The organism is Kurthia sp. ISK08, from assembly GCF_046159805.1.
Taxonomy (GTDB): domain Bacteria; phylum Bacillota; class Bacilli; order Bacillales_A; family Planococcaceae; genus Kurthia; species Kurthia gibsonii.
Window position 1 is genome coordinate 549,559 of sequence record NZ_JBJXHL010000002.1, and the last position, 13,187, is coordinate 562,745.

Below are 13,187 nucleotides of genomic sequence, written 5' to 3' on the forward strand. Positions count from 1 at the left end.
AGTAGTTGATGAAAAGGGAGGAAACATCTGTGAACTTAACACAAGGCAATAAAATTGTTTTAATTGGTGCTGGAGCAGTTGGCTCAAGTTATGCTTATGCAGTAGTCAATCAAGGAATTAGTGATGAACTAGTTATTGTGGATGCAAATGAAAAAAAAGCGACAGGTGATGTATTAGATTTACAAGACGGTATCGTTTATGCACCATCCTCTATGAAAATTCGTTTTGGAGATTTTGATGAATGTGCAGAAGCGGCGATTGTTGTTATTTGTGCAGGAGTAGCCCAAAAGTCAGGTGAGACACGTATTGATTTGGTACACAGAAATATAGCAGTATTTGAAGAAATTGTCTCAAAAATTATGGATACAGGATTTAATGGCATTATTATTGTCGCAACTAACCCAGTAGATATCTTGGCATATGCGACATGGAAATTTTCTAAATTACCAAAAGAACGTATTTTAAGTTCAGGTACTATCTTAGATTCCGCTCGACTTCGCAATATATTAGGTAGAGAATTTCAAACAGCACCGACTAGTATTCATGCATATATTATCGGTGAACATGGTGATACACAATTACCTTATTGGAGTGCAGCTACGTTATACGGTCAAAAAATCGCATTAAAGTTATCAGATGAACGAAAAGAAGCGATAGGTATTGAAGTACGTGATGCGGCTTATAAAATTATTGACTCAAAAGGTGCAACCTTCTACGGTATTGCGATGGGGCTTGCGCGTATTACAAAAGCCATTTTACGCAATGAACAAGTTGTTCTACCTGTAGGCGCGTTACAAAGTGGGGAAAATGGACATGAAGATGTATTTACAGGTGTACCATGCCTCATTAATCGTCAAGGTGTTGAGAAAGTATTTACATTAGACTTAGATGCAGATGAACGTGAAAAATTTGATGCATCCGTTAAAGCACTAAAAGATATTCAAGCATCTATTTGGTCTTCATAAAAATAGGGTAGGTGAACGCATCGTATGTTAGTCGAACAATATAACCCTTTTGGTCAAATTGGCATAACCGTTCTCGTATCGGTTATTCCTATCCTTTTATTTTTAATCTGTCTAACCGTTTTAAAAATGAAAGGCATTACAACAGCTTTAATTAATCTAGTTGTGACCTTTGTGTTAGTATATGGTTTCTTTCATTTATCTTTTGGAAATGGCGTCGGAAGTATTATTCAAGGTATCATTCAAGGGCTTGTACCAATCGGTTATATTATCGTTATGGCTGTTTGGCTGTATAAAATTTCTGTGAATTCAGGAAAATTTGATGTTCTCCGTAGTTCGATTGCTGGAATTTCACATGACCAACGTATTCAATTACTACTCATTGGCTTTTGTTTTAATGCCTTTTTAGAAGGTGCAGCAGGCTTTGGTGTTCCAGTTGCAATCTGTGCAGTACTTCTCATGTCACTCGGTTTTAAACCACTACAAGCAGCTATGCTTTGTTTGATTGCAAACGGTGCTTCAGGCGCTTTTGGTGCAATTGGTATTCCAGTCGGGATTATCGATACATTTGATTTACAAGAAGGAATCTCATCTTTAGATGTATCACGTATGACAGCTTTAACACTACCTCTGATCAATCTCTCCATCCCATTTTTAATGGTCTGGCTTGTTGATGGATTTAAAGGTATTAAAGAAACCATGCCAGCCATTTTAACAACAGGTATCACATATGCTGTATCACAAGCACTATTTACCATCTTTTTAGGACCAGAAATTGCGGATATCGTACCTCCAATTTTAGCAATGGGCGCACTTGCGTTACTTTGTAAAAAATGGTCACCGAAAAACACATTCTTCCTCAGTGGACATGACTTAGAATATGAAAAACATACAGCAAAAGACATCATCAAAGCATGGTCACCATTCTATCTCCTTACACTTTTCATTTTAATTTGGAGCTTACCAGCCTTTAAAGGTCTATTTGCTGAAGGTGGCGCCTTATCTTCACTTGTTGCTAATTTTACCATTCCGGGTTCTGAAATTAATATGTCACTCGACATTATTGGGGCAACGGGCAGTGCGCTCTTAGTTGCAGTCATTGTCACGATTCTCACAACCAAAAACATGACATTCCAAACAAGTGGTCATTTATTAAAAGAGACGGTTAAAGAGTTCTGGGTACCCATTATTATGATTTGCGCGATTATCGGTATTGCCAAACTCATGACATATGGTGGTATGACGATGGCGCTCGGTGAAGCTGCAGCAAAAACGGGAAGTGCTTTTCCATTCATCTCACCAATATTAGGATGGATTGGCGTATTCATGACGGGTTCAGTAGTAAATAATAATACGCTATTTGCGCCGATTCAAGCCACAGCAGGAGCAGCCTTATCAACTAATTCGACGTTACTCGTTGCAGCGAATACGGTAGGTGGTGTAATTGCCAAACTCGTATCACCACAATCAATCGCCATTGCAACAGCAGCCGTAGGACAGCAAGGAAAAGAATCGACATTAACGAAGATGACCTTAAAATATAGTTTAGGCTTCCTCGTATTCGTCTGTATTTGGACCTTTATTTTGTCGCTTATTTTATAAATGAATAACAAAAAAGAGATTAGGGCGTATGTGTTTAAAACACAATATGTCCTAATCTCTTTTTCATGTAAAAAAGAATTTTTAAATTGAAAAAATAACCATTTTTAAATTTTTATGTGCTATAATTCTCGCTGTGATAAATATCTAAAGGAGTTAATAACAATGAATAAAATTAGGATTATTTCGTTTCTTTTATTGATAGTAGGAATTATAAGTGTAATAACCATTCAACCAGAAGAAGCAAATGCAAAGACCTACACGATCACACCGAATAGTAAACCACTCGACCCTATGTTTCAACGATACGGTACGTATAATCAATATACGAAACACTACTATTTATTCCGTTCTTATATGAACGAATTTGAAAAGAAAAAAGGTGGCAAACTCATTATTAAAAAAGGAACGTATAATATTACAAATGCGATTTATGTTCCATCTAACGTAACATTAGAATTTCAAGACGGTGTTAAAATGGTCAAAACGACAAAAACAGGAACAAACATCATCACACCATCTGCTTCGATGTTCCAACTCGTATCACCTTCAAAAGCATTAATTGACGGTGCATATGGAAAATACAACGGTGAGAAAAATATTAAGTTTATCGGTAAAGGAACGGTCACGTTTGATATGAAATATGTTCCAAAAGGCATTACGATTATTATGGGACATAATCAAAACGTTCTTGTTGACAATATTCAATTCCGAAACTTCAATTATGCGCACTTCATCGAACTGGACGCATCGAAAAACGTAACGATTCGCAATTCAACGTTTAAATCAGCTAATGACCCTCTAATGTCGGTGAAAGAAGCAATTAATATCGATACACCCGACCGCGAAACAAAAGGGTGGAGTCAACGCTGGAGCAAGTTTGATGCACAACCAAATACCAATGTATTAATTGAACATAATACATTCGAAAATATTCCACGTGCTGTTGGTACGCATAAATACTCAGAAAAGAAAATTCATAAAAACATTACGATTCGAAACAATACAATGAAAAACCTACGAAACGATTTTATACGCGCGCTTAATTGGGAAAACGCCATCATTGAAAACAACACATTCACACTCGAATCAACGGATCCACGCAATGAAGTTGTAAAAGGTATTTCAGCGAGTGGTGTAAAAAATATACGTATTAAAAATAATACATTTGACCATATGGCAATTGCGATGATGTTTTTCACATTCGCTAACTCGGGTGGCGGTTCAACAAACCCTGTCTATGCTGATTTAACAGAACAAAATAAAATAGATTTATTATCAAATACATATCTGAATTTGAATACACCGTATATTCAAATTCGTGATAATTTACAAAGTGATGGTACGCGTAAAACAGAAACGATTAAACTAGACGAGCAAACACTTCGTCAGGCGAAGTAATAACTGTATATAAAAAGAGGAATCGCTTGTAAAGCGATTCCTTTTTTCATTATGAATTTATGATTTTTGAACGATTTCAGCATCTTTTAAAATAGTAGCGAGACGTTTAATACCGTCGCGAATTACTTCGGGTGCTGAGTTTGTGTAGTTTAGACGCAGTGTATTCACATCTTTTTTCGATGTATAGAATGGATCGCCTGGTACGAATGCTACGCCGACATCCATCGCTCTTTCGAAGAATTCCATCGCTGTCATACCATTATTTAATGTAGCCCAGACGAACATGCCACCTTCAGGACGTGTGAATGATACATTCTCAGGGAAGTGTTCTTCTAAAGCTTCCAACATCACTTTTGACTGTGCATCGTATAGTTCGATGATTTTTTGAACATGTGTATCGTATTCATTATGCGTTAAATATTCATAAATTGCATATTGTGAGAAGATGTTGGTGTGTAAGTCAGATGCTTGTTTTGCTGTTTCAATATGACGCATCAATTCTTTATTTTTTGAAATAATAAAGCCTAAACGCATACCTGGTGTAACGGTTTTTGAGAAACTACCAAGTAACACACTATTTTCTGATTTACCAGCCGCAATATAAGGTAATGAATCACCTTTGAAACGTAGCTCACCGTATGGATCATCTTCTACTAAAATAATATCGCGGTCTTTAATTAATTCATATACTTCTTTACGACGCTCTGCTGTGTACGTAAGACCTGTTGGGTTTTGGAAGTTCGGCACTGTATAGATGAATTTTACATTCGGCTGATCGAGCGCAACTTTTAATTCTTCAAGGTTTAACCCATCTTCTTCTAATGTAACAGGGTAGAATGACGGTTCACTCATTGTGAAGGCCTGAATCGCACCTAAATAACCAGGTTCTTCAATAATAATGCCATCCCCAGGATTAATTAACACTTGAGATAATAATGATAGTGCTTGTTGTGAACCTGTTGTTAATAGGATATCATCTGCTGTAATACCTAAGTCATGCTTACGATTATATTTATCTGCAATATATTGACGTAGTGGTAAGTAACCATTCGTTGAAGCATATTGGAAAATTTTGCTTCCATTCTCATCGATTGCACGATTGATTGCTTCTTGTAAATTTTCAAGTGGAAAAGAAATCGGATTTGGTAAGCCACCTGCGAAAGAAATGACGTCTGGCGCGTCCGTAACTTTTAAAATATTTCGGATGAATGATGAGGGCGTATTTAATACGCGGTTAGAATATTGCATGTGCGATTCTCTCCCTTTTTCTGACTTTTTTTAAAAGTATAGCACTCTAATGATTGAATCACAAGATATAAGTCTGTTTTGTAAACAAATAAATTTAAAAAAATAGCTAAAATAATACTTAAAGTAGAAAAAAAGGACAAATAAACGATTTAATAATTCTGATAATTCTAATTATTTTAATAATTTATTCGATAAATTGATATGCATTGCATAATGTTACATCGTTCGTTATCCTTAATTTATTGTTGAAATAAAGGATGAATTCAATATGAAGAAACTAATTAAAATAATTGGTGCACTTGTTGTACTTTTTGTTTTTTATATAGCTAATAATCAATGGCTACAATTATCAAAACATACGTTACAAGTAAAAACATTACCAAAAGAAATGAATGGTTTAACAATTGTTCAAATTTCAGATTTGCACGATGCGAAATTTGGTCGTCACCAACAACGACTAATTGAACAAGTAAAAAAGCAAAAACCCGATTTAATTTTTTTAACAGGCGATTTAATTGATCGCAATAATTATAAACTGGGAAGAAGTCTAGAAGCAGTTGATGGTTTTACAAAAATTGCCCCGACTTATTTTGTCGATGGTAATCATGAAATTTCAATTAATCGAGTTAAAGAGATTCATACAGCACTCCAAAAAAGGGGCGTGCATGTTTTAAATAATGAAGCAGAAACATTCCATTATAATGGTGCGCGTATTCAACTTATCGGTATTAGTGACCCTTTATCCGGCGAAACAACAGAAGATATGCTAGCAAAAGCGCTGGTGAATGTTCCACAAGATCAGTTCAAAATCTTATTAGCACACCGTTCAGAATTTGGAGAAAAATACGCACAAGCTGGAATTGACCTTGCATACACAGGACATGCACATGGCGGACAAATTCGCTTACCATTTTTAGGTGGGTTAGTCGATCATGATGCCTCACTATTACCGAAACATACAGAAGGAATTGAACAAGTGGAACAGTTGCAACACGTAATTAGCCGTGGTCTAGGAAATAGTCTCTTCCCACTACGTGTCTTCAACCGCCCAGAAATCGTCGTTACAACTTTAGAATCGAAATAAGTGGACGAGTGACCCATTTTCGCCTTCGAGTGGCCCGTTTGAACGAGCGAATGTCCTAAATCAATCAGCGAGTGACCCGTTTCGCCAGTCGAATGTTCGAATTCACACGATCCCAGTCAATTTAAGTCCCTCTCGAATCACTCAAAAGCCACGTAATCATTCGTGGTCTTTTGAGTTTTTTTGTAAAAAATCTAGTTTTCTGAATAAATTAGTGGTATGGTATAGCTACAATTAAAAAAATCTTCGGGGTCGGGTGAAATTCCCAATCGACGGTGATGCGCGTTAGAGCGATAAGTCCGTGAGCTTTTCGGAGCAGGAGCTGGTGAGAATCCAGGACCGACAGTATAGTCTGGATGAGAGAAGATGCAAAAAATTTGTTTATGATGTGAAAAAATCATAGGCTTATTTGAACATACCTTTTTCATCGACCTCATGTAAATGAAGGTCTTTTTTATTGTGACAACAGAATCGTCTTCGGGGTCGGGTGAAATTCCCAATCGACGGTGATGCGCGTTAGAGCGATAAGTCCGTGAGCTTTTTGAAGCAGGAACTGGTGAGAATCCAGTGCCGACAGTATAGTCTGGATGGGAGAAGACATGTAAAAATTTGTTTATGATCCGAAAAATCATAGGCTTATTTGAACATACCTTTTTTCAGCGACCTCATGTAAATGAAGGTCTTTTTTGTTGTATCAAACTGAATAATCCTTCGGGGTCGGGTGAAATTCCCAATCGACGGTGATGCGTGTTAGAGCGATAAGTCCGTGAGCTTTTCGGAGCAGGAGCTGGTGAGAATCCAGAACCGACAGTACAGTCTGGATGGGAGAAGGATGTGTGAACAAAACTTGTTAAAAAGACGTATGTCAACAGGTTTATTTAGACATGAATTTTAATCATTCTTCCATAAAACTACCCTGAATTGTTTCATCAATCGAGGGTAGTTTTTTATTTTGGGAAAGGAGTGGTTCGTATATTTACAGGGATTGTAGAAGAAGTTGCGACAATTCAATCGATTCGACAAGCGAATGAAAATATGGTGTTGCAAATTCAAGCAGAAAAAATTTTACAAGATGCGAAACTGGGTGATTCGATTGCAGTAAATGGTGTTTGCTTAACAATTGAAAAATTAGAGCAGTACGCTTTTCATGCGACAGTTATGAAAGAAACCTTTCATACAACAACACTACATCGTCTACAGCTACGTGAAAAAGTGAATGTTGAAAGGGCTTTACAGTTGCAAGGACGATTAGGTGGACATATTGTGACAGGACATGTTGAAACAGTCGGGAAAATTCAGAGAATCTTAAAAACATCGAACGAAATTCGCTTAACGATTGAAACAGAACCGAAATTCATCAAACAGATGGTGCCAAGAGGTTCTGTGACATTGGACGGGATTAGCTTAACGATTTTTGCGTTAAACGCGCGGACATTTGAAGTTTCGCTTATTCCGCACACATATGAAACAACGATTTTGCATATGAAAAAAGTACGTGATGTCGTCAATATCGAAACGGATTACATCGGAAAATATGTACAAAGCCAAATGGCGACAATTTTAACAGAAGATTTTTTACGAAAAAATGGATTTTGAGGTGAAAGAACATGCAAGAAATAGAAGAAGCACTTCGTGTTTTACGAGCTGGTGGCATGATTATCGTGACTGATTCTGAAACACGTGAAAATGAAGGGGATCTCGTTGCATTAGCAGAAACGATTACACCTGAACAAGTAACATTCATGGCAATTGAGGGGCGTGGATTAATTTGTACACCTATTTCTGAAGAAATGGCGACACGCTTAGCATTAGCGCCGATGACAGAAGATAATACGGATAATCATGGAACAGCCTTTACAATTTCGATTGACCATATCGATACGACAACAGGTATCAGTGCTTATGATCGTGCATTAACCATTCAAGCTTTAACAAGTGAACAAACCGTAGCACAAGATTTTCGTCGTCCAGGACATGTGTTTCCGCTTATTGCAAAAGCTGGTGGTGTATTAGAACGTGATGGGCATACGGAAGCAGGAGTGGATTTGGCAAAGTTATGCGATAAAAAAGAAGCAGCAGTAATTTGTGAAATTATGGGTGATGATGGACATATGCTGACAGGTGAAAAGTTGACCGCATTTGCTAAAAAACACGTATTACCTATCATTTCAATCGAAGCATTAAAACAATATATTGAACAAACAAAAGGAGCGTATTCAAAATGAACATGATCGAAACAACATTAATCGGAAAAGACTTAAAAGTTGGGATTGTATTAGGAAGATTCAACGAATTCATCACAAATCGTTTATTAGAAGGAGCAGTAGATGGTTTAAAAAGACATGGTGTAGCAGAAGAAAATATTGACGTCGTAAAAGTACCAGGTGCTTTTGAAATTCCATATATGGCAAAACAATTAACAGGTTATAAAAAATATGACGCAATTATTGGGCTTGGAACGGTTATTCGTGGTGCAACAACTCATTATGATTATGTGTGTAATGAAGCGGCAAAAGGAATTGCTTCAGTATCACTTGAAACGAATGTGCCAATTATTTTTGGCGTTGTCACAACGGAGTCAATTGAACAAGCTGTAGAACGTGCAGGAACAAAAGCAGGGAACAAAGGTTATGATTCGGCTGTAGCAGCAATCGAGATGGCAAACCTTCATCGTCTATTAGAAAAATAGACTAGTGTAGATGACCTAGTATGTTTTATGCCAATAGATTGCTAGTTTCAAATCGTATAAAATGACTTGAAACCTATACTCATATAATAAACCTATATCTTTAGTTCGAAAGTCGTTGTTTTGTATAGTCAGCCTATTGAATGACAGTTATAATACTCATTTGGAAAGAGTATCCATGTTTTCAATATAGGAGGGACTATAGGGTGAGAAGAACAATAATGATTGGCGCAACGCTTATGTTAGCAATTGGAATAGGTCAAACGCCAACGATTGAAGCATCAGCAGCTACACAAATAAAGTATGTGAGTATAACAAATGGTAGCAATCTAAATGTTCGAAAAAGTGCGTCAACAAAAGCAACAACATTGGGGAAATTGCAAAACAATACGAAAGTAACCGTCATTTCAACCAAAAATGGCTGGTCAAAAATTAAGTATAAAAAAGGTTATGGTTATGTAGCAAGTAGTTACTTAACAAGTAAAAAGCCTACTTTAAAACCATCTTCAACTGTAACGTATTATGTCAGTACACCAGGTATTGATTTGAATGTTCGAAAAAGTCCATCAAGTCAATCACAAAAGCTTGGTACAATTAAAAATAAAAGTAAAATAGATGTCGTAAGCTATGGAAAAGAATGGTCGAAAATTCGTTATAAAACAGGGTATGCCTATGTGGCAACCATGTATTTAACGAAAAATAAGCCAGCACTTCAACCGTCCACAACAACGGTCTATTATGTGAAGACAAATGGTGTTGCATTAAATGTTCGAAAAAGTGCCTCTAGTACATCGACAAAATTAGGTTCTTTAAAAGACCAAACAAAAGTTGATGTCGTAAGTTACGGAAAAGAATGGTCAAAAATTCGTTATCAGTCAGGTTATGGCTACGTAGCAAGTTCGTATTTAACAAAGCAAAAGCCTGTGAGCGAATCATTTCAACAAATGACAGGAACGTACTATGCGAACCCAGGTTTAACAACAAATTTGAACGTTCGTACAGCACCATCCACAACTGCAAAAAAAATAGGTGAAATCAAGCAAAATACGAAACTACATGTTTTAGCGCAGTCAGATGCTTGGGCGAAAATTAATTATAATGGTAAGACAGCTTATGTGAGTAAAGATTATGTATCAAAAGAAGTAAAAACGAACTTTTTACGTAATCAAAATCGTTCATATGAAGTATATGATGTGGAAGAAAACGGAACGATTGAAACGATTTATCAAAAGCAGGAAAAAGGAATTGTTAAGTGGGGAAATGTGAATCGAGGTTTTACACATACCGAAACAGCGACTTCTAAAAGTTATACATTCTTTAATTATCATACAGGATACGGATTTGCAATCAACACACCAATCTTTAAAGGTGCAACATCTGGTAGCCTGACAAAAGGTTATAGTAAGATTACATCAGTTAGTTATACAATGACCGTAAAAGCAGGCACATTTAAACAAGTAGTTGTTCAAAAGTTCTATAATTCAAAAGGAACCAATACAAAAATTGTCTATTATGCACCGAATGCAGGTGTGATTAAAGCAGTTGAAAATGGTCACACAACATTTGAATTAGTCGATGTAGATTAAATTGAATGATCTCGTATGATTTCTGAAAATCATGCGAGATTTTTTGTATGCAAAGTACTTATATATTAAATTCTATTTAAAATAAATCTCTCTAGTCTATATATAAATAAAATAAAAAAAGTTGACAAGAGGCTGAAAACATGAGATGATATAAATCTTGATAAAAAGCTAGTTGAAGAAATTGGCAGTTCACAATTGTTTTTGAAGATACTTATTCACACTGGCGTGACTATGGGGTCACAAGGACGTAAAAGAAGGTAGGGTTTACGTTGCTTAGGTTAGAGAATAACAGTGTAATTTTTACCGCGGCAAGTAAATAAAGAGAGTAGTACATTCCCCGGAAGATCGGGTTGAGATAACATACAATTAGCAATATCATGAAAAAAGAGGGGTATAACCAACTATGGTTATACCCCTCGTCCAATTTAATGGGAAACATCTGAAACATTAATGCCTGTGCTTGATTTTACTTGAATTTCTTCATATATTTCTAAGTCTACTTTACGACTTGATAATTTAGAGCCGAGATAGCCTGCTAAGAAACCAAGTGGAACAGTGACAATTGCAGGGTTTGTCAATGGGAATAAAGGTGTTCCAACAAAAATAGCATTTCCTGTAGGACTCCAGATATTCGGACCAATTGCACCTAAAATGATACAAGAAATTAAGCCTGTAGCTGTCGCTGCGATTGCACCTGTTGATGTGAAGTTCTTCCAATAGATTGTATATAAAATAACTGGAAGGTTTGCGGATGCTGCGATACAGAACGCAAATGATACTAAGAATGAAACGTTTAATGATTGTGCACCTAATGCAAGAAGAATTGATAATACTGCAATTGAGATTGAACCAATACGAGCAGCTAATACTTGTTGTTTTTCAGTTAAAACGCCTTTTTTAATGATTTCACCATAGATATCGTGAGAAATAGCCGAAGCACCTGTTAATACAAGACCAGAAACAACTGCTAAAATCGTTGCGAATGCTACTGCACAAATAAATGATAGTAAAACATTACCACCTAAGAATTCAGCTAATAATGGAGCGGCTGTATTACCTGCTGCGTTTGCTGCAATAATTTCTTTGATTCCAACGAATGCTGCAGCACCGAAACCTAAGAAGATTGTTAGAGTAAAGAAGATTGCTGTAATCCATGTAGCCCATGAAATCGATGTACGTGCTGTTTGTGCGTCTTTTACAGTGAAGAAACGCATTAAGATATGTGGAAGACCACCTGTACCTAAAACAAGCGCGATTAACACAGAAATTGAATCAAAACCATTTGTATATTTTAAGCCAGGTACCAAGAAACTGTCGCCATAGCTTGTAGCTGTTGCCATCTTGTCAAACATCGTGACAATGCTGAAGTCGAATTGACGTAATACTAAAAACGACATTAAAGCTGTACCGAATAATAGTAAACAAGCTTTAATAATTTGTACCCATGAAGTCGCTGTCATACCACCGAATAATACATAAACCGTCATCATCGTACCAACGATTAAAACAGCAATCCAATAATCAATACCGAATAATAATTGAATAAGTGCACCTGCGCCAACTAACTGTGCAATCATATAAAGAATAACAATTGTAATCGTACTAATTGCAGCCATTGCGCGTACTTTCTTTTCATTAAAACGAGCTGTAATCATATCAGCTAATGTATATTTACCTAAATTTCTAAGTGGCTCTGCAATCATGTAAAGTACAACTAAGTTTGCTACTACATAACCAACTGAGAAGAAGAAACCATCAAAACCTGATAATGCGATTGCACCCGATACACCTAAAAATGCAGCGGCTGATAAGTAGTCACCTGAAATCGCCAAACCATTTTGCCAACCTGTTAAGCCACCACCAGCTGTATAGAAATCTTTTGCATTTGATGTCTTTTTAGCGGCAATATATGTAACTAATAAAGTTAGACCTACAATTCCTAAAAAGAAACTAATCGTTACAATATTCATTTAAAAACCCCCGTCTTTCAACTTTTCAACTAATGCCTTCATTTCACGATCAAATCGTGTTGCCCCTTTAATGTAAAAGCTACATAAAACAATCGTCATAACAAATAACGATAGAGCATATACCCAAACCCATGTAATCTCTCCATACATTTTCTGATGTAGTACAGTTGTGAATGAAGTTAGAATTGGTAAGGAAATATATAATGCTAGGAAAATAAAAGTTGTTGAAAATAGAAATGTTCTTCTTTTTTTAACGAGTGCTTTAAATTCTTGATTTTGCCCAATTCCTTTCAAAACTTTCTTTTGTGTCATTTCTTGTTCTGTTTTTTGCTCGATAATTTTATCGGAAACAGAACTCCCCTTTGTTGGCAGATCGATTTTTGTCGTCATGCCAAACCACCTCCGATGTTGCAAATTTCTACCTTATTCAGAAAAATTCTCGTTCGTTCACAAGGCATGAAACTATTGTATTAAGGCAGAGAGAGAAAATCAACAACATTTTTTCGGAAAATTCTAAACGGAATTTTTAAAATTTGTAAAAATAAATATATTCTGACTTACATGAAAAAAATTCCTTTTAAATTAAAAAGTAGCAAAAAACCGAATTCAAAAGAAATTGAGCGTAAATAACTAAAAAAAACACTTTAAAAACAA

General features: G+C 36.1%; 10 protein-coding genes, 1 pseudogene and 3 riboswitches. Of the genes and pseudogenes, 8 read left to right on the forward strand and 3 right to left on the reverse strand.

What is annotated here, in order from left to right; translation table 11 throughout:
* Positions 1-29: 29 nt before the first annotated feature.
* From ACKVQX_RS06290 to ACKVQX_RS06300, 3 genes are all read left to right on the forward strand, one after another.
* Positions 30-965 (forward strand): L-lactate dehydrogenase, encoded by a 936-nt coding sequence (locus tag ACKVQX_RS06290; RefSeq protein WP_068453208.1) that lies wholly within the window; start codon positions 30-32, stop codon positions 963-965.
* A 24-nt stretch (positions 966-989) separates the two neighbouring features.
* Positions 990-2,564 (forward strand): L-lactate permease, encoded by a 1,575-nt coding sequence (locus ACKVQX_RS06295; protein ID WP_068453210.1) that lies wholly within the window; start codon positions 990-992, stop codon positions 2,562-2,564.
* Between the two features lie 162 nt (positions 2,565-2,726).
* A complete protein-coding gene (locus ACKVQX_RS06300; RefSeq protein ID WP_068453212.1) occupies positions 2,727-3,962 on the forward strand; it encodes a right-handed parallel beta-helix repeat-containing protein in 1,236 nt (411 codons plus the stop codon).
* A 57-nt stretch (positions 3,963-4,019) separates the two neighbouring features.
* On the opposite strand, the gene ACKVQX_RS06305 is transcribed toward ACKVQX_RS06300, so the two are convergent.
* Entirely contained in the window at positions 4,020-5,210 is a 1,191-nt protein-coding gene (locus ACKVQX_RS06305; RefSeq protein WP_068453215.1) for a PLP-dependent aminotransferase family protein, read from the reverse strand.
* Between the two features lie 268 nt (positions 5,211-5,478).
* Between ACKVQX_RS06305 and ACKVQX_RS06310 the strand changes: the two genes are divergently transcribed.
* The 5 genes and pseudogenes from ACKVQX_RS06310 to ACKVQX_RS06330 all read left to right on the forward strand — a co-directional run bounded on the left by ACKVQX_RS06310 (position 5,479) and on the right by ACKVQX_RS06330 (position 10,563).
* Positions 5,479-6,294: a metallophosphoesterase gene (locus ACKVQX_RS06310; protein ID WP_068453217.1), complete on the forward strand. Its 816-nt coding sequence runs from the start codon at positions 5,479-5,481 to the stop codon at positions 6,292-6,294.
* 235 nt (positions 6,295-6,529) lie between these two features.
* Positions 6,530-6,663: riboswitch (FMN riboswitch) on the forward strand.
* A 97-nt stretch (positions 6,664-6,760) separates the two neighbouring features.
* A riboswitch (FMN riboswitch) is annotated at positions 6,761-6,894 on the forward strand.
* Positions 6,895-6,994: 100 nt separating this feature from the next.
* A riboswitch (FMN riboswitch) is annotated at positions 6,995-7,128 on the forward strand.
* A 126-nt stretch (positions 7,129-7,254) separates the two neighbouring features.
* The gene (gene ribE, locus ACKVQX_RS06315) at positions 7,255-7,887 is read left to right on the forward strand and encodes a riboflavin synthase (RefSeq protein ID WP_240626022.1); all 633 of its coding nucleotides are present in this window, start codon (positions 7,255-7,257) and stop codon (positions 7,885-7,887) included.
* Between the two features lie 11 nt (positions 7,888-7,898).
* A pseudogene (ribB, locus tag ACKVQX_RS06320) lies at positions 7,899-8,483 on the forward strand (3,4-dihydroxy-2-butanone-4-phosphate synthase); the annotation flags it as partial.
* A 29-nt stretch (positions 8,484-8,512) separates the two neighbouring features.
* The gene (gene ribE / locus ACKVQX_RS06325; protein WP_068453222.1) at positions 8,513-8,980 is read left to right on the forward strand and encodes a 6,7-dimethyl-8-ribityllumazine synthase; all 468 of its coding nucleotides are present in this window, start codon (positions 8,513-8,515) and stop codon (positions 8,978-8,980) included.
* A gap of 203 nt (positions 8,981-9,183) precedes the next feature.
* On the forward strand, positions 9,184-10,563 hold the full coding sequence (locus ACKVQX_RS06330; protein ID WP_165442631.1) for an SH3 domain-containing protein: 1,380 nt from the start codon (positions 9,184-9,186) through the stop codon (positions 10,561-10,563).
* A 425-nt stretch (positions 10,564-10,988) separates the two neighbouring features.
* On the opposite strand, the gene ACKVQX_RS06335 is transcribed toward ACKVQX_RS06330, so the two are convergent.
* Positions 10,989-12,533 carry a cation acetate symporter gene (locus ACKVQX_RS06335; RefSeq protein WP_068453226.1) on the reverse strand — a complete coding sequence of 515 codons (1,545 nt, stop codon included), beginning with the start codon at positions 12,531-12,533 and terminating at the stop codon, positions 10,989-10,991.
* Positions 12,534-12,923: a DUF485 domain-containing protein gene (locus ACKVQX_RS06340; RefSeq protein ID WP_231726988.1), complete on the reverse strand. Its 390-nt coding sequence runs from the start codon at positions 12,921-12,923 to the stop codon at positions 12,534-12,536. It lies immediately after the preceding gene.
* Positions 12,924-13,187 lie beyond the last annotated feature (264 nt).